Consider the following 17,969-nt stretch of genomic DNA (forward strand, 5'->3'; position numbering starts at 1 on the left):
TTACCTCGCTTCACGAGCCGGACGCGACGGACGGTCACCGCGGTCGCCGCGATCGTTACGATCGTTGCGCGGGGAATCGTCCTGCTTTTCCTGGCCAACCTGGGAGAAATCGAAGATCTCGCCCTTGTAGATCCACACCTTGATGCCGATGATGCCGTAGGTCGTCTTGGCTTCGGCGAAGCCATAGTCGATGTCGGCACGCAGCGTATGCAGCGGCACGCGGCCCTCGCGGTACCACTCGGAACGGGCGATTTCCGCACCGTTCAAGCGGCCGGCGACGTTGACCTTGATGCCCAGGGCACCCAGGCGCATCGCGTTGCCGACCGAGCGCTTCATCGCTCGGCGGAACATGATGCGGCGCTCCAGCTGCTGCGCGATCGACTCGGCGACCAGCTGCGCATCCAGCTCCGGCTTGCGCACTTCGGTGACGTTGATGTGGGCGGGGACGCCCATCATCTCGCTCACTTCCTTGCGCAGCTTCTCGATGTCCTCACCGCGCTTGCCGATCACCACGCCCGGGCGGGCGGTGTGGATCGTCACGCGTGCGGTCTTGGCCGGACGCTCGATCAGGATCTTGCTGATGCCCGCCTGCGCCAACTTCTTGCGCAGCATCTCACGGACCTTGAGGTCGGCTGCCAGGTAACCGGCGAACTCGCCCTTGTTGGCGTACCACTTGGAATTCCAGTCCTTGGAGACACCCAGGCGGATTCCAATCGGATGAACTTTATGACCCATCGTCTTTTCCTTTCCGCTTACTTGGCGGCGCCCACAACCACAGTGATGTGGCTGGTGCGCTTGAGGATGCGGGTACCGCGGCCTTTCGCCCGCGCCATGAAACGCTTCAGGGTCGGACCTTCATCAACCATGATGGTCTTGACCTTCAGCTCGTCGACATCCGCGCCCTGGTTGTTCTCGGCATTGGCGATCGCCGACTCCACCACCTTCTTGATCAGGTGGGCAGCCTTCTTATCCGAGAACTTCAGCAGGTTGACCGCCCGCTCGGCGGAAAGACCGCGCACCTGGTCGGCGACCAGGCGGGCCTTCTGCGGGGAGATGCGCGCAGTGCGCAGGATTGCTTTCGCTTCCATCGTCATCTCTCCTTACCGGCTCGACTTCTTGTCGCCACCGTGACCCTTGAAGGTCCGGGTGACGGCAAATTCGCCGAGCTTGTGGCCGACCATGTTCTCGTTGACCAGCACCGGAACGTGGTTCTTGCCGTTGTGCACGGCGATGGTGAAACCCACCATCTCCGGCAGGATCATCGAGCGACGCGACCAGGTCTTGATCGGACGCTTGCTGCCGGCCGCGGCCTCCACCTTCTTGACGAGGTGGTGATCGACGAACGGGCCTTTCTTGAGTGAACGTGCCATGGTCGATTAGCCCCTACGATCGCGGACGATGAATTGTTCGGTGCGCTTGTTATGGCGCGTCTTGTAACCCTTGGTCGGCACACCCCACGGAGTGACCGGATGCGGATTACCCTGACCGGCCTTCGCCTCGCCACCACCGTGCGGGTGATCGACGGGGTTCATGGCCGCACCGCGAACGGTCGGACGCACGCCACGCCAGCGCTTGGCGCCAGCCTTGCCCAGCTTCTCGAGGTTGTGCTCGTCGTTGCCGACTTCGCCGATGGTGGCGCGGCACTCGACCGGCACCTTGCGCATTTCGCCGGAGCGAAGACGCAGGGTGGCGTAGATGCCTTCACGCGCGACCAGCTGCACCGCAGCGCCTGCAGCGCGCGCGATCTGCGCGCCCTTGCCCGGCTTCAGCTCGATGCCGTGCACCGTCGTACCGACCGGGATGTTGCGCAGCGGCAGCGTGTTGCCGGTCTTGATCGGCGCATCCGAACCGGCGATCACCTGGTCGCCGGCCTTCAGGCCCTTCGGCGCGATGATGTAGCGGCGCTCGCCGTCGGCATAGCACAGCAGGGCGATATGAGCGGTGCGGTTCGGATCGTATTCGATCCGCTCCACACGCGCCGGAATGCCTTCCTTGTTGCGCTTGAAGTCGATGATGCGGTAGTGCTGCTTGTGACCACCGCCGACGTGACGGGTGGTGATGCGGCCGTGGTGGTTACGACCACCAGAATTGCTCTGAGGCTCCAGCAAGGCGGCGTGCGGGGCGCCCTTGTGCAGATCAGGCGTGACCACGCGCACGGCCGAACGACGGCCGGGAGAGGTGGGTTTGAATTTCATCAATGGCATGGGATGGACCTCAGGCCTTGGCCGTTACGTCGATGGACTGGCCTTCGGCCAGACGCACGTACGCCTTGCGCCAATCGCCGCGACGACCGCTGCGCGAACGGAAGGACTTGTTCTTGCCCTTGACGTTCAACACGTTGACCGACTCGACCTTGACGTCGAACAGCTGCTCGACCGCGGCCTTGACATCGGCCTTGGTGGCTTCGCTCGAAATCTCGAAGACGTACTGATTGGAGAGCTCCTGCAGGCGCGCGGTCTTTTCGGAGACACGCGGGGCACGCAGCACGCTGAAGATTTTTTCGTTGCTGCTCATGCCAGCCACTCCTCGACCTTCTTGACCGCATCGGCGGTGATCACGACCGTATCGGCCCCGACCAGCGACACCGGATCCAGGCCCTGCACGTCACGCACTTCCACGTAGGGAAGGTTGCGCGCCGACAGGTACAGATGCTCGGACGCCTCTTCGGTCACGATCAGCGGGCGCTTGCCCACTTCCAGACCCTTCAGCTTCTCGATCAGATCCTTGGTCTTGCTGGCCTCGACGTCGAACGCGTCGACGACCATCAGGCGACCCTGGCGGTTGAGCTCCGAAAGGATCGCGCAGATCGCGGCGCGATACATCTTGCGGTTCACCTTCTGCTCGAAGCTGCGCGGCTTGGCCGCGAAGGTCACGCCGCCGCCAACGAAGATCGGAGCGGTCAGCGCGCCGTGGCGTGCGCCACCGCCCTTCTGCTTCTTCGACTTCTTGGTGGTGCCGTTGACTTCCGAACGCGTCTTCTGCGCCTTGGTGCCGGCGCGGCCGGCGTTGCGATAGGCGACGACGACCTGGTGAACCAGATCCTCGCTGAAATCGCGACCGAACACGGCGTCGGAGACCGAGACCTTGTTGTTGCTACCCGTGATAACGAGTTCCATCGTCATCTCTCCTTATGCCTTGCTAGCCGGACGCACGATCACGTCGCCACCGGCAGCGCCAGGCACAGCGCCGCGAATGGCGATGAGGCCACGCTCGACGTCGACCTTGACCACTTCCAGATTCTGCGTGCTCTGCTGCACCGCGCCCATGTGGCCGGACATCTTCTTGCCCGGGAAAACGCGACCCGGGGTCTGGCGCTGACCCAGCGAACCCGGCGCGCGATGCGACAGCGAGTTACCGTGGGTCGCATCGCCCATGCGGAAGTTGTACCGCTTGATGGTGCCCTGGAAACCCTTGCCCTTGGTGACGCCCTGGACGTCGACCTTCTGGCCGACCTCGAAGATGTCCGCCTTGATCTCGCCGCCGATGGCGTAATCGCCCAGCTGCGCGTCTTCAACGCGGAACTCCCACAGGCCGCGACCGGCTTCGACCTTCGCCTTGGCGTAGTGGCCGGAGGCAGGCTTGTTGACCAGCGCGGCGCGACGGGCGCCCACGGTGATCTGCACGGCGCTGTAGCCGTCGCTTTCGACGGTCTTGAGCTGGGTGATGCGGTTCGGGGTCGCTTCGATCAGGGTGACCGGGATGGAGCGGCCGTCTTCGGTGAAGACGCGGCTCATGCCGGCCTTGCGGCCCACGAAGCCCAACGAATATTTCTTCGTCATGGTCGTAGTCCTCAGGTCAACTTGATCTGGACATCGACGCCCGCCGCGAGCTCGAGCTTCATCAGCGCGTCCACGGTCTTGTCGTTAGGGCCGATGATGTCGAGCACGCGCTTGTGCGTGCGGGTCTCGTACTGGTCGCGCGCGTCCTTGTCGACGTGCGGAGAAACGAGAATGGTGTAGCGTTCGATCTTGGTCGGCAGCGGGATCGGGCCGCGCACTTGCGCGCCGGTCCGCTTGGCCGTCTCAACGATCTCGCTGGCCGAACGGTCGATCAGACGATGATCGAACGCCTTCAGCCGAATCCGGATCTTCTGATCCGCTTTCTGACCGGTCTTTTGCTCCGCCATGGCGGTGGGTTCCTTCGTTAAAAGAGCGACGGGCAAGGCCTCTGGGATACCTGCCCCGATTATTTCCTGACGTCGTATACCGCCGAGCATCCAGCTGGCGAGGGCCATTCCTCCGCCCAAAAACTGAGGCAGACCAGTTACCCGGCCTGCCCAGACGGAAAAGTATAATGCGCAGATAAAACAACGTCAACAGCGCAAGGCCGTTGAATGCTTCATGCAGCGCGACCTTCCCGGTCTGGCGAACACGAGGGGCATCCTGCCTCTCTTTTCGCGTTGTATCCGGCACCCTACCCAGGAATGCCGAGCCGCGCATTATAGCGACTGATTCACCCGCCCGCAACATCTTGCGGCAACAATTTTGCGGATCACCGCCCCACCCCTCCTCGCAACGAAAAAGGGCCGGCTTGCGCCGACCCTTCTACTGGAACCGCGGCGACCGAAATCGCCACAGCGGGCATTACTTGATGATCTTGGCGACCACGCCGGCGCCGACGGTCCGGCCGCCTTCGCGGATCGCGAAACGCAGGCCTTCGTCCATCGCCACCGGGTTGATCAGCGTGACCACCATCTTCACGTTGTCGCCCGGCATCACCATCTCCACGCCTTCCGGCAGCTCGCACGCGCCCGTGATGTCGGTGGTGCGGAAGTAGAACTGCGGACGGTAGCCCTTGAAGAACGGGGTGTGACGGCCGCCCTCGTCCTTCGACAGCACGTAGACTTCGGCTTCGAACTCGGTGTGCGGCTTGATCGAACCCGGCTTGCACAGCACCTGGCCGCGCTCCACGTCGTCACGCTTGGTGCCGCGCAGCAGCAGACCGGCGTTGTCGCCCGCCTGACCCTGGTCCAGCAGCTTGCGGAACATTTCCACGCCGGTGACCGTGGTCTTCTGCGTGGCACGGATGCCGACGATTTCGATTTCGTCGCCCACCTTGATCACGCCGCGCTCGATACGGCCCGTCACCACGGTGCCGCGGCCGGAGATCGAGAACACGTCTTCCACCGGCATCAGGAACGGCTTGTCCACGTCGCGCTGCGGCTCCGGGATGAACGTATCCAGCGCTTCCACCAGCTTCAGGATCGACGGCACGCCGATCTCGCTCTGGTCGCCTTCCAGCGCCAGACGCGCCGAACCTTGGATGATCGGGGTGTCGTCGCCGGGGAAGTCGTACTTGCTCAGCAGCTCGCGCACTTCCATCTCGACCAGCTCGAGCAGCTCGGCGTCGTCGACCATGTCGGCCTTGTTCAAGAACACCACGATGTGCGGCACGCCGACCTGGCGCGACAGCAGGATGTGCTCGCGGGTCTGCGGCATCGGGCCGTCCGCGGCCGAACACACCAGGATCGCGCCGTCCATCTGCGCCGCACCGGTGATCATGTTCTTCACGTAGTCGGCGTGGCCCGGGCAATCGACGTGCGCATAGTGGCGGTTCGGCGATTCGTATTCCACGTGCGCGGTCGAGATCGTGATGCCGCGCGCCTTCTCTTCCGGCGCCGCGTCGATCGCGTCATAGGCCTTGAATTCGCCGCCGAAGCGCTCTGCGCCGATCTTGGTCAGCGCTGCGGTCAGCGTGGTCTTGCCGTGGTCGACGTGACCGATGGTGCCGACGTTGACGTGCGGCTTGGTGCGCTCGAACTTACCCTTTGCCATGATGTAATTACCTTCTAATTCGGAATGGGGGACAAGGGACCGGGATGCGGGACTTGCGATGCCCGAATCCCGAATCCCGTCACGCTGATCTCAGCTCTTCTTGATGACCGACTCGGCGATGTTGGTCGGCGCTTCGGCGTAATGGTCGAACTCCATCGAGAACGTGGCGCGCCCCTGCGACATCGAGCGCAGCGTGGTGGCGTAGCCGAACATTTCGCCCAGCGGCACCATCGCGTTGATCACCTTGCCGGACGGACTGTCGTCCTGGCCCTGCAGGATGCCGCGACGACGGCTGACGTCTCCCATCACGTCGCCCAGGTAATCTTCCGGGGTCACCACCTCGACCTTCATGATCGGCTCCAGCAGCACCGGGCTGGCCTTGTTGAAGCCTTCCTTGAAGCCCATCGAGCCGGCGATCTTGAACGCCATTTCCGAGGAGTCGACGTCGTGGTAGGAACCGTCGATCAGGCGGACCTTGATGTCCACGATCGGGTAGCCGGCCATCACGCCGTTGGCCACCGCTTCCTGGATGCCCTTGTCCACCGCCGGGATGTATTCCTTCGGCACCACGCCGCCGACGATCGCGTTCTCGAAGGTGTAGCCCAGGCCACGCTCCTGCGGCTCGATCTCGAGCACGACATGACCGTACTGACCCTTACCACCGGACTGGCGGACGAACTTGCCTTCCTGCTTGACCGCCTTGCGGATGGTCTCGCGGTAGGCCACCTGCGGCTTGCCGACGTTGGCTTCGACGTTGAACTCGCGCTTCATGCGGTCGACCATGATTTCCAGGTGCAACTCGCCCATGCCGCGGATGATGGTCTGGCCGGATTCTTCGTCGGTGTTGACGCGGAACGAGGGATCTTCCTGCGCCAGGCGGCTCAGCGCGACGCCCATCTTTTCCTGGTCCGACTTGGTCTTCGGCTCCACCGCCATCGAGATCACCGGCTCCGGGAACACCATGCGCTCCAGGATGATGATGTGGTCCTGCGCGCACAGCGTGTCGCCGGTGGTGACGTCCTTCAGGCCCACCGCCGCGGCGATGTCGCCCGCGCGCACTTCCTTGATCTCTTCGCGATTGTTGGAGTGCATCTGCAGGATACGGCCCACACGCTCCTTGCGCGACTTGACCGGGTTGTACACCTGGTCGCCGGAGTTCAGCGTGCCGGAGTAGACGCGGAAGAAGGTCAGCGAGCCCACGAACGGATCAGTCATGATCTTGAACGCCAGCGCCGAGAACGGCGCGGTGTCGGTAGCCGGACGGCTGTCTTCCTTGTCGTCCTCGTCGATTCCATTGACCGGCGGACGGTCGCTGGGCGAAGGCAGCAGCTGGATCACGCCGTCGAGCATCGCCTGCACGCCCTTGTTCTTGAACGCGGTACCGCAGTACACGGGCACCACTTCCACCTTCAGCGTGCGCTCGCGCAGGCCGCTGACGATTTCCTCTTCGGACAGCTCGCCCTCGTTGAGGTACTTGTCCATCAGTGCTTCGTTGGCTTCGGCCGCGGCCTCGACCATGAACGCGCGCGCCTCGACGGCCTTGTCGGCCAGGTTGGCGGGGATCTCGCGGTATTCGAACACGGTGCCCTGCGAGGCGGTATCCCAATGGACCGCCTTCATCTTGAGCAGGTCGACCACGCCCTCGAAGCCGTCTTCGGCGCCGATCGGCACCTGCATCGGCACGGGGTAGGCACCCAGGCGCGACTTCAGCTGCTCGACCACCTTGTCGAAGTTGGCACCGGTACGGTCCATCTTGTTGACGAAGGCAAGACGCGGCACCGCGTACTTGTTGGCCTGGCGCCACACGGTCTCGGACTGCGGCTGCACGCCGCCGACCGCGCACAGCACGAACACCGCGCCGTCGAGCACGCGCAGCGAACGCTCGACTTCGATGGTGAAGTCGACGTGCCCGGGGGTGTCGATGATGTTGAAGCGGTGCTGCGGCAGCGACTTGTCCATGCCGCTCCAGAACGCGGTGGTCGCGGCGGAGGTGATGGTGATGCCACGCTCCTGCTCCTGCTCCATCCAGTCCATCGTCGCGGCACCGTCATGCACCTCGCCGATCTTGTGGCTGACACCGGTGTAGAACAGGATGCGTTCGGAGGTGGTGGTCTTGCCGGCATCGATGTGAGCCATGATGCCGAAGTTGCGGTAACGCTCGATGGGAGTGTTGCGGGCCACAGGGAGCCTCTCAGAATTCTTGAATTGCGGATGGCCGAACGCCGCCTTGCGGCGGCCTTCGGATTTGTGCAGCGCTCAGCGGCGCCGCTAGCAGCACATGGAGATTGTGCCGACGGACCCTGTTTCCAAGGCCCGGAAGGTCACCAGCGGTAATGCGCGAACGCCTTGTTCGCTTCCGCCATGCGGTGGGTTTCTTCACGCTTCTTGATGGCGCCACCACGGTTTTCCGAGGCGTCGACCAGCTCGGCCGCGAGCTTGCGCGGCATCGAGTTCTCGCCGCGCTTGCGCGCCGAGTCGATCAGCCAGCGCATGGCCAGCGCCATGCGACGGGAGGAACGCACCTCGACCGGCACCTGGTACGTGGCACCACCGACGCGACGCGACTTGACTTCGACCGCCGGAGCGACGTTATCCAGCGCTTTCTGCACCAGCTCGACCGCATTCGGGTTTTTCTCGCCGATGACGTCCATTGCGCCATAAACGATCTTTTCGGCGACCGACTTCTTGCCGCTCAGCATCACCATGTTGATGAAACGGGCGATGGTTTCACTGCCGTGCTTGGGATCCGGCAGGACGGTGCGCTGCGGAGTAGAACCTTTACGAGACATTTGTGTGCTTTCCCTTAGCTCTTCGGACGCTTGGCGCCGTACTTGGAACGACCCTGGCGACGCTTGGCGACGCCGGCGGCATCGAGCGAACCGCGCACGGTGTGATAGCGCACGCCCGGCAGATCCTTGACGCGACCGCCGCGGATCAGGACCACGGAGTGCTCCTGCAGGTTGTGGCCTTCGCCGCCGATGTAGCTGATGACCTCTTCCTGGTTCGTCAGGCGCACCTTGGCGACCTTACGCAGGGCCGAGTTCGGCTTCTTCGGGGTGGTGGTGTACACGCGCGTGCAGACGCCACGGCGCTGCGGGCACTTGTCCAGCGCCGGAGAGGCGCTCTTGTAGGTGGTCGCCTGCCGCGGCTTGCGGACCAGCTGGTTGATCGTCGCCATCAGTGGATTCTTCTGATTGAGGCCGTGGGGCCTGGATGCGTGAAAACGAAGGCAGGCCGAAGGACGGCCTGCCGAGACAGGAAAGTATAGCGGGCAAGTAAAAGTGCCGTCAACTCAACGGAAACTTAACCTGCTGCCCATCCCGGGCCGGAACACGGGGCGCATCCGTTGCGCCCCATTTCGCTTACGACCGGCCCCGCGCACGCGGCCGATCCGGCTCACTCCTCGCTGCTGGCCGCTGCCGGCGCTGGCGCTGGCGCTTCGACCGCCGGCTCGGCGTTGCCGCCTGACAGGGTCTGCATTTCCGACTCGGTCAGGCCGCTGGAGTTGCGACGACGCAGGCTGTGGTAGGCCAGGCCGGTACCGGCCGGGATCAGGCGGCCGACGATCACGTTTTCCTTCAGGCCGCGCAGCGTGTCGCTGGTGCCGCGGACCGCCGCCTCGGTGAGGACGCGGGTGGTCTCCTGGAACGAGGCCGCGGAGATGAACGACTCGGTGGCCAGCGAAGCCTTGGTGATGCCCAGCAGCACCGGGTCGTACTTGGCCGGCAGCTCGTTGCGGTTGCCCAGGCGGGCATTTTCCTCGATGACGCGCTGGCGCTCGGCCTGCTCGCCGTTGAGGAACTTGCTGTTGCCCTGGTCGGTGATCTCGACCTTGCGCAGCATCTGCCGGGTGATGACCTCGATGTGCTTGTCGTTGATCTTCACGCCCTGCAGGCGGTACACGTCCTGGATTTCCTTGACCAGGTACGCGGCCAGCGGCTCCACGCCGAGCAGGCGCAGGATGTCCTGCGGGCTCGGCTCGCCGTCCACCACGGTCTCGCCCTTGGCCACATGCTCGCCTTCGAACACGATGATCTGGCGGTACTTCGGAATCAGCTCTTCGTGTTCCGAACCATCGGTGTCCTTGATGATCAAGCGCTGCTTGCCCTTGGTGTCCTTGCCGAAGCTGATGATGCCCGAGCGCTCGGCCAGGATCGCCGGATCCTTCGGCTTGCGCGCCTCGAACAGATCGGCTACGCGCGGCAGACCACCGGTGATGTCGCGGGTCTTGGACGCTTCCTGCGGGATCTTGGCGACCACGTCGCCCACGCCCACCGCCGCACCGTCCTGCAGGTTGACGATCGAGCGCGGCGGCAGCAGGTACTGCGCCGGCAGATCGGTGCCCGGGATGGTCAGGTCGTTGCCCTTGCCGTCGACGATGCGCACGATCGGGCGCAGGTCCTTGGCCTGGGCGCCGCGGCGCTTCGGATCGGTGATCTCGCGCGAGGCCAGGCCGGTCAGATCGTCGGTCTTCTCGATGACGGTGACGCCGTCGATGAAGTCGATGAAGCGGATGAAACCGGCCACTTCCGACACGATCGGGTGGTTATGCGGATCCCAGTTGGCCACCGACTGGCCGGCCTTGACCGCGTCGCCGTCCTTCGCGGTGATCGTTGCGCCGTAGGCCAGCTTGTAGCGTTCACGCTCGCGGCCGTGGCCATCGAGCACCGACAGTTCGCCCGAACGCGACACCGCCACCAGCGAACCGCTGGCGTGCTCGACCGACTTGAGGTTATTGAACTTGATCGAACCGGTGGTCTTGACCGTGATGTTGTCCACCGCCGCCGCACGCGATGCCGCGCCGCCGATGTGAAAGGTCCGCATGGTCAGCTGGGTACCCGGCTCGCCGATCGACTGCGCGGCGATGACACCGACCGCTTCACCGATGTTGACCAGGTGACCGCGCGCCAGGTCGCGGCCGTAGCAGCGGGCGCACACGCCGAACGAGGAGGCGCAGGTGATCGTGGAGCGCACCTTCAGCGTCTGCACGCCGGCCTCTTCCAGCTTGGCGACCCACTGCTCGTCGAGCAGCGTGTTGCGCGTGACGATCGGATCCTCGTCGTTGCCAGGCAGGAACACGTCCTCGGCCACCACGCGGCCGAGCACGCGGTCGCGCAACGGCTCGACCACGTCGCCGCCTTCCACGATCGGGGTCATGGTCAACCCTTCGGTGGTGCCGCAATCGGGTTCGGTGATCACCACGTCCTGCGCCACGTCGACCAGGCGACGGGTCAGGTAACCGGAGTTGGCGGTCTTCAGCGCGGTATCGGCCAGACCCTTACGAGCGCCGTGGGTGGAGTTGAAGTACTCCTGCACGTTCAGGCCTTCGCGGAAGTTGGCCTTGATCGGGGTCTCGATGATCGAGCCATCCGGACGCGCCATCAGGCCGCGCATGCCGGCCAGCTGACGGATCTGCGCCTGGCTACCACGCGCACCGGAGTCGGCCATGATGTATAGCGAGTTCATCGACTTCTGGTCGATGGTCTCGCCCTTGGCATTGGTGACCTTCTCGGTACCGATGGTGTCCATCATCGCCTTGGCGATGCGCTCGTTGGTGCGCGACCAGATGTCCACGACCTTGTTGTAGCGCTCGCCGGCGGTGACCAGGCCGGACTGGTACTGCTCCTGGATTTCCAGCACTTCGGCCTCGGCCTCGGTCAGGATGCCCTTCTTCTCGTCCGGGATCAGCATGTCGTCGATGCCGATCGACACGCCGGCGCGGGTCGCGTAAGCGAAGCCGGTGTACATCAGCTTGTCGGCGAACACGACGCTGTCCTTCAGACCCAGCTGGCGGTAGCTGGAGTTGATCAGGCGGCTGATGTTCTTCTTGGTCAGCTCGGTGTTGGCCAGCGCGAACGGCAGGCCTTCCGGCAGGATTTCGGCCAGCAGCGCGCGCCCGATCGTGGTGTCCACGATCGAGGTCTTCTTGCTGCGGCCGCCGTCCTCGTCGATCACCGTCTCGGTGATGCGGACCTTGACCTTGGCGTGCAGTTCGACCGCACGGTTGTCATAGGCACGCTTCACTTCGGCGATGTTGGCGAACACCATGCCTTCGCCCTTCTTGTTCTCCAGGGCGCGGCTCATGTAGTACAGGCCCAGCACCACGTCCTGCGACGGCACGATGATCGGCTCGCCGTTGGCCGGCGACAGGATGTTGTTGGTGGACATCATCAGCGCGCGCGCTTCGAGCTGCGCTTCCAGCGACAGCGGCACGTGCACGGCCATCTGGTCGCCGTCGAAGTCGGCGTTGAACGCGGTACACACCAGCGGATGCAGCTGGATCGCCTTGCCTTCGATCAGCACCGGCTCGAAGGCCTGGATGCCCAGGCGGTGCAGGGTCGGCGCACGGTTCAGCAGCACCGGATGCTCGCGGATGACCTCTTCCAGGATGTCCCAGACTTCGGCTTCTTCGCGCTCGACCAGCTTCTTGGCGGCCTTGATGGTGGTGGCCAGGCCGCGACGCTGCAGCTTGGCGAACACGAACGGCTTGAACAGCTCCAGCGCCATCTTCTTCGGCAGGCCGCACTCGTGCAGGCGCAGGGTCGGGCCGACCACGATGACCGAACGGCCCGAGTAGTCCACGCGCTTGCCGAGCAGGTTCTGGCGGAACCGGCCCTGCTTGCCCTTGATCATGTCGGCCAGCGACTTCAGCGGGCGCTTGTTGGTGCCGGTGATGGCACGGCCGCGGCGGCCGTTGTCCAGCAGCGCATCCACCGATTCCTGCAGCATGCGCTTTTCGTTGCGCACGATGATGTCCGGCGCATTGAGTTCGAGCAGGCGGCGCAGGCGGTTGTTGCGGTTGATGACGCGGCGGTACAGGTCGTTTAGATCGGAGGTCGCGAAGCGGCCGCCGTCCAGCGGCACCAGCGGGCGCAGATCCGGCGGCAGCACCGGCAGCACGGTCATCACCATCCACTCCGGACGGTTGCCCGACTCGAGGAAGGCTTCGACCAGCTTGATGCGCTTGGTCAGACGCTTGAGTTTGGTTTCCGACCCGGTGCCGGCGATCTCTTCGCGCAGGCGGGTCATTTCCGACTGCAGGTCGATCGTGCGCAGCAACTCGTACACCGCCTCGGCGCCCATCGCGGCGTCGAAGTCGTCGCCGTGCTCCTGGCGCGCGGTCAGGAACTGCTCTTCGGTCAGCAGCTGGCGGCGCTCCAGGGCGGTCAGGCCCGGCTCGGTCACCACGTAGGCTTCGAAGTACAGCACGCGCTCGATGTCGCGCAGGGTCATGTCCAGCATCAGGCCGATGCGCGAGGGCAGCGACTTCAGGAACCAGATGTGCGCGACCGGCGAGGCCAGGTCGATGTGGCCCATGCGCTCGCGGCGCACCTTGGCCAGGGTCACTTCGGTGCCGCACTTCTCGCAGACCACGCCACGGTGCTTCATGCGCTTGTACTTGCCGCACAGGCACTCGTAGTCCTTGATCGGGCCGAAGATGGCGGCGCAGAACAGGCCGTCGCGCTCGGGCTTGAAGGTCCGGTAGTTGATCGTTTCCGGCTTCTTCACCTCGCCGAAGGACCACGAACGGATCAGGTCCGGCGAGGCCAACGCGATCTTGATCGCGTCGAAGTCCAGCGTCTGGCGCTGCTGGTTGAAGAGGTTGAGCAGGTCTTTCATTGGGTATCTCCGGGTCGGAGGAATTTCGTATCGAGGACGGGGCGGGAAGGCTTTCTGACGGGACTCGGGACTCGGGACTCGGGACTCGGGACTCGGAAGCAAGAGCGCTCGCGCTTCTGGCTTTTCCGAGTCCCGGGTCCCGGGTCCCGCGTCCCGGCTCCTTAGTCTTCCAGTTCCATGTTGATGGCCAGCGAGCGGATTTCCTTCACCAGCACGTTGAAGGATTCCGGCATGCCCGCGACCATCTCGTGCTCGCCGTCGACGATGTTCTTGTACATCTGGTTGCGGCCCTGCACGTCGTCGGACTTCACCGTCAGCATTTCCTGCAGGGTGTAGGCCGCGCCGTAGGCTTCCAGCGCCCAGACTTCCATTTCGCCGAAGCGCTGGCCGCCGAACTGCGCCTTGCCGCCCAGCGGCTGCTGGGTGACGAGCGAGTAAGGGCCGGTGGAGCGCGCGTGCATCTTGTCGTCGACCAGGTGGTTCAGCTTCAGCATGTGCATGTAGCCGACCGTGGTGTGGCGATCGAACGCCTCGCCGGTGCGGCCGTCGTACAGCTGGGTCTGGCCGCTGATCGGCAGGTCGGCGAGTTCGAGCATGTGCTTGATCTCGGCTTCCGTCGCACCGTCGAACACCGGGGTGGCCATCGGCACGCCGTCGGTCAGGTTGCCGGCCAGGCGCAGCAGCTCTGCGTCGCTGAACTGATCCAGGTCCACACGGTCCTCGCCCAGCTTCTGGTCGTGGTTGTAGATCTGGGTCAGGAACTTGCGCAGGTCGGCAACCTTGGTCTGCGCCTCGAGCATGTTCTGGATCTTGCGCCCCAGGCCCTTGGCGGCCCAGCCCAGATGCACTTCCAGTACCTGGCCGATGTTCATGCGCGACGGCACGCCCAGCGGGTTCAGCACGATGTCCACGGTCTCGCCGTTGGCCATGTACGGCATGTCCTCGATCGGCTGGATCATCGACACGACACCCTTGTTGCCGTGGCGACCGGCCATCTTGTCGCCGGGCTGGATGCGGCGCTTCACCGCCAGGAACACCTTCACCATCTTCAGCACGCCCGGGGCGAGGTCGTCGCCGGCGGTGATCTTGCCGCGCTTGTCGGCGAAGCGACGCTCGAATTCCTTCTCGTGCGCCTGGATCTGCTTCTGCGCGCGCTCGATCGCGTCGGACGGTTCCTCGTCCTTCATCCGCAGCGCGAACCAGTCGGACTTCTTCAGCCCGTCCAGATACGCGTCGGTGATGGTGTCGCCCTTCTTCAGGTTCGGACCGCCGTTGGCGACCTTGCCGAGCAGTTGCGCGCGCAGACGCGCGTAGATCGCGCTTTCCAGGATGCGGAACTGGTCGTCGAAGTCCTTCTTGACCCGCTTGATCTCGTTTTCCTCGATCTGGCGGGCGCGCTTGTCCTTCTCGATGCCGTCGCGGGTGAACACCTGCACGTCGATGACGGTGCCGTCCATGCCCGGCGGCACGCGCAGCGAGCTGTCCTTCACGTCCGAGGCCTTCTCGCCGAAGATCGCGCGCAGCAGCTTCTCTTCCGGAGTCAGCTGGCTCTCGCCCTTCGGCGTGACCTTGCCGACCATGATGTCGCCGGCGCGCACTTCGGCACCGATGTACACCACGCCCGACTCGTCCAGGCGGTTCAGCGCCTGCTCGGACACGTTCGGGATGTCGGCGGAGATTTCCTCCGGCCCCAGCTTGGTGTCGCGCGCCACGCAGGTCAGCTCTTCGATGTGGATCGTGGTGTAGCGATCCTCTTCCACCACGCGCTCGGAGAGCAGGATGGAGTCTTCGAAGTTGTAGCCGTTCCACGGCATGAACGCGATCAGCATGTTCTGGCCCAGGGCCAGCTCGCCGATGTCGGTCGAGGGACCGTCGGCCAGCACGTCGCCGCGCGCGATCACATCGCCCACATTGACCAGCGGACGCTGGTTGATGCAGGTGTTCTGGTTGGAGCGCGTGTACTTGATCAGGTTGTAGATGTCCACGCCGGCATCGGTGCCGCCGCCGATCTCTTCCTCGTTGACCTTGACCACGATGCGCGCCGCGTCGATCTGCTCGATCACGCCGCCGCGCTTGGCGTTCACGGTCACGCCCGAGTCGCGCGCCACCGCACGCTCGATGCCGGTACCGACCAGCGGCTTCTGCGCACGCAGCGTCGGCACGGCCTGGCGCTGCATGTTGGCGCCCATCAGCGCGCGGTTGGCGTCATCGTGCTCCAGGAACGGCACCAGCGCCGCCGCGATGGACACGGTCTGCATCGGCGACACGTCCATGAAGTGCACTTCGGCCGGCGGCTTCAGCAGCGACTCGCCCTGGTAGCGGCACGGCACGAACTGCTCGGTCAGGCGGCTCTTAGAATCGTGCAGCGCGTTGGCCTGCGCGATCACGTACTCGTTCTCTTCGATCGCCGACAGGTATTCGACGTCGTCGGTGATCTGGCCGTCCACGACCTTCCGGTACGGCGTCTCCAGGAAGCCGTACTGGTTGGTGCGGGCATACACCGCCAGCGAGTTGATCAGGCCGATGTTCGGGCCTTCCGGCGTCTCGATGGTGCAGACGCGGCCGTAGTGGGTCGGATGCACGTCGCGCACTTCGAAGCCGGCGCGTTCGCGGGTCAGACCGCCCGGACCCAGCGCGGAGACGCGACGCTTGTGCGTCACTTCCGACAGCGGGTTGTTCTGATCCATGAACTGCGACAGCTGCGAGGAGCCGAAGAACTCCTTGATCGCGGCGGCCACCGGCTTGGCATTGATCAGTTCCTGCGGGGTCAGGCCTTCGGACTCGGCCATCGACAGGCGCTCCTTGACAGCGCGCTCGACGCGGACCAGGCCCACGCGGAACACGTTCTCGGCCATTTCGCCGACCGACCGAACGCGACGGTTGCCGAGGTGGTCGATGTCGTCGACCACGCCGCGGCCATTGCGGATCTCGGTCAGGACCTTGATCACTTCCAGGATGTCGGAGCTGTCGGCATGCTCGGCGACCAGGCGCTTGGACTCTTCGTCGTTGCGCTCGCCGAAGTACTTCCTGTCGTACAGCACCGACTCGCCGGTGACTTCCTTGCGGCCGACACGGCGGTTGAACTTCATCCGGCCGACCGTGGACAGGTCGTAGCGCTCGAAGGTGAAGAACAGGTTGTGGAACAGGTTCTGCGCGGCGTCCTTGGTCGGCGGCTCGCCGGGGCGCATCATGCGGTAGATCTCGACCAGCGCTTCCAGCTGGGTCTTGGTCGGATCGATGCGCAAGGTATTGGACAGGTACGGACCACGGTCCAGATCGTTGACCCACAGCGTGCCCACGGCATCGACGCCGGCCTTGCGGAACGCGTTCAGCTGGTCTTCGCTGATCTCGTCGTTGGCGCTGGCCAGCAGTTCGCCGGTCGCCGCATCGACCACGTCGTGCGACAGGATGCGGCCGACCAGGTACTCGTCGGGCACGGCCAGTGCGGCGACGCCGGCGGCTTCGAGCTGCTTGACGTGGCGCGCGGTGATGCGCTTGCCGGCCTCGACGATGACCTTGTCGCCATCGGCCAGGTCGAAGTTCAGCGTCTCGCCGCGCAGGCGCTCGGGCACCAGTTCCAGCTGCACGCCTTCCTTGGGATCGATGTGGAAGGTGTTGATCTCGAAGAACTCGGCCAGCATCTCTTCGTTCGAGTAACCGAGCGCGCGCAGCAGGATCGACACCGGCAGCTTACGGCGGCGATCGATGCGGGTGAACAGCGCGTCCTTCGGGTCGAACTCGAAGTCCAGCCAAGAGCCGCGGTACGGGATGATGCGGGCGCTGTACAGCAGCTTGCCCGAGCTATGCGTCTTGCCGCGGTCGTGGTCGAAGAACACGCCCGGCGAACGGTGCAGCTGCGAGACGATGACGCGCTCGGTACCGTTGACGATGAAGGTGCCGTTGTCGGTCATCAGCGGGATTTCGCCGAGGTAGACCTCCTGCTCCTTCACGTATTTGATGGCCTTGGTCGAGGACTCGCGGTCGTAGATCACCAGGCGCACGGTCACGCGCAGCGGGGCGCCGTAGCTCATGCCGCGCTGGCGGCATTCGCGCTCGTCGAACACCGGGTCGCCGAGCTTGTAGCCGACGTACTCCAGCGCTGCGTTGCCGCTGTAGCTGGAGATCGGGAACACCGATTTCAGGGCCGCGTGCAGGCCGTGGTCCGAACGCTTGTTCGGGTCGGTGTTCTCCTGCAGGAATTCGCGGTAGGAATCCACCTGGATCGCCAGCAGGAACGGCACTTCGAGGATCGAGCGCTGCTTGCCGAAATCCTTGCGGATACGCTTCTTTTCGGTGAACGAATAAGACGTCATGAGGTATCACCTTGGCTGTGCGGGCCGCGCGTCCGCGGCCCTGAGTGAACATAAATTGTCAGTTGGAAGTCGCTGGTATTGCCGGCACCAGCACGCCTTCTCTTGCTACTTCCAACTACCAACTCGGTGCGGCCGGGAATCGGGACTGGAGACACGGGAATCGGGAGCCCGCAACGCGGCTTTTCCGATTCTCCACTCTCTGTTGCCGATTTCCGCCTGAAACGGCCAAAGGCCGGGGACTTGCGTCCCCAGCCTTCGATGC

At 64.4% G+C, this 17,969-nt stretch carries 14 protein-coding genes; all 14 read right to left on the minus strand.

From position 1 onward, the window contains the following. Positions 1-735, minus strand: a complete 735-nt coding sequence (gene rpsC, locus ISN38_RS06345; RefSeq protein WP_003470660.1) for a 30S ribosomal protein S3 — start codon at positions 733-735, stop codon at positions 1-3. 17 nt (positions 736-752) lie between these two features. Beyond that, positions 753-1,088, minus strand: coding sequence for a 50S ribosomal protein L22 (rplV, locus tag ISN38_RS06350; protein WP_003470663.1), 336 nt, complete (start codon positions 1,086-1,088; stop codon positions 753-755). Positions 1,089-1,100: 12 nt separating this feature from the next. Beyond that, positions 1,101-1,370, minus strand: a complete 270-nt coding sequence (gene rpsS, locus ISN38_RS06355; protein ID WP_003470666.1) for a 30S ribosomal protein S19 — start codon at positions 1,368-1,370, stop codon at positions 1,101-1,103. Between the two features lie 6 nt (positions 1,371-1,376). Beyond that, entirely contained in the window at positions 1,377-2,204 is an 828-nt protein-coding gene (gene rplB, locus ISN38_RS06360; RefSeq protein ID WP_003470669.1) for a 50S ribosomal protein L2, read from the minus strand. 10 nt (positions 2,205-2,214) lie between these two features. Continuing rightward, the gene (gene rplW, locus ISN38_RS06365; RefSeq protein ID WP_003470672.1) at positions 2,215-2,514 is read right to left on the minus strand and encodes a 50S ribosomal protein L23; all 300 of its coding nucleotides are present in this window, start codon (positions 2,512-2,514) and stop codon (positions 2,215-2,217) included. Then, a complete protein-coding gene (gene rplD, locus ISN38_RS06370) occupies positions 2,511-3,116 on the minus strand; it encodes a 50S ribosomal protein L4 (RefSeq protein WP_047325541.1) in 606 nt (201 codons plus the stop codon). The genes rplW and rplD overlap by 4 nt, the downstream gene beginning before the upstream one ends. Before the next feature lie 12 nt (positions 3,117-3,128). Continuing rightward, positions 3,129-3,779, minus strand: coding sequence for a 50S ribosomal protein L3 (gene rplC / locus ISN38_RS06375; RefSeq protein ID WP_046979794.1), 651 nt, complete (start codon positions 3,777-3,779; stop codon positions 3,129-3,131). 11 nt (positions 3,780-3,790) lie between these two features. Further along, positions 3,791-4,126: a 30S ribosomal protein S10 gene (gene rpsJ, locus ISN38_RS06380; RefSeq protein WP_003470680.1), complete on the minus strand. Its 336-nt coding sequence runs from the start codon at positions 4,124-4,126 to the stop codon at positions 3,791-3,793. A 457-nt stretch (positions 4,127-4,583) separates the two neighbouring features. Next, positions 4,584-5,774, minus strand: coding sequence for an elongation factor Tu (tuf, locus tag ISN38_RS06385; RefSeq protein WP_047324579.1), 1,191 nt, complete (start codon positions 5,772-5,774; stop codon positions 4,584-4,586). A 90-nt stretch (positions 5,775-5,864) separates the two neighbouring features. Then, positions 5,865-7,955 carry an elongation factor G gene (gene fusA, locus ISN38_RS06390; protein WP_003469161.1) on the minus strand — a complete coding sequence of 697 codons (2,091 nt, stop codon included), beginning with the start codon at positions 7,953-7,955 and terminating at the stop codon, positions 5,865-5,867. Positions 7,956-8,095: 140 nt separating this feature from the next. Next, entirely contained in the window at positions 8,096-8,563 is a 468-nt protein-coding gene (gene rpsG, locus ISN38_RS06395) for a 30S ribosomal protein S7 (RefSeq protein ID WP_003469159.1), read from the minus strand. A 14-nt stretch (positions 8,564-8,577) separates the two neighbouring features. Beyond that, positions 8,578-8,952, minus strand: a complete 375-nt coding sequence (gene rpsL, locus ISN38_RS06400) for a 30S ribosomal protein S12 (RefSeq protein WP_003469157.1) — start codon at positions 8,950-8,952, stop codon at positions 8,578-8,580. A gap of 218 nt (positions 8,953-9,170) precedes the next feature. Continuing rightward, positions 9,171-13,394 carry a DNA-directed RNA polymerase subunit beta' gene (rpoC, locus tag ISN38_RS06405; RefSeq protein ID WP_003469148.1) on the minus strand — a complete coding sequence of 1,408 codons (4,224 nt, stop codon included), beginning with the start codon at positions 13,392-13,394 and terminating at the stop codon, positions 9,171-9,173. 161 nt (positions 13,395-13,555) lie between these two features. Then, positions 13,556-17,707, minus strand: a complete 4,152-nt coding sequence (rpoB, locus tag ISN38_RS06410) for a DNA-directed RNA polymerase subunit beta (protein WP_003469145.1) — start codon at positions 17,705-17,707, stop codon at positions 13,556-13,558. Positions 17,708-17,969: the final 262 nt, after the last annotated feature.

This window comes from Xanthomonas translucens pv. undulosa (assembly GCF_017301775.1).
GTDB classification, from domain to species: domain Bacteria; phylum Pseudomonadota; class Gammaproteobacteria; order Xanthomonadales; family Xanthomonadaceae; genus Xanthomonas_A; species Xanthomonas_A translucens.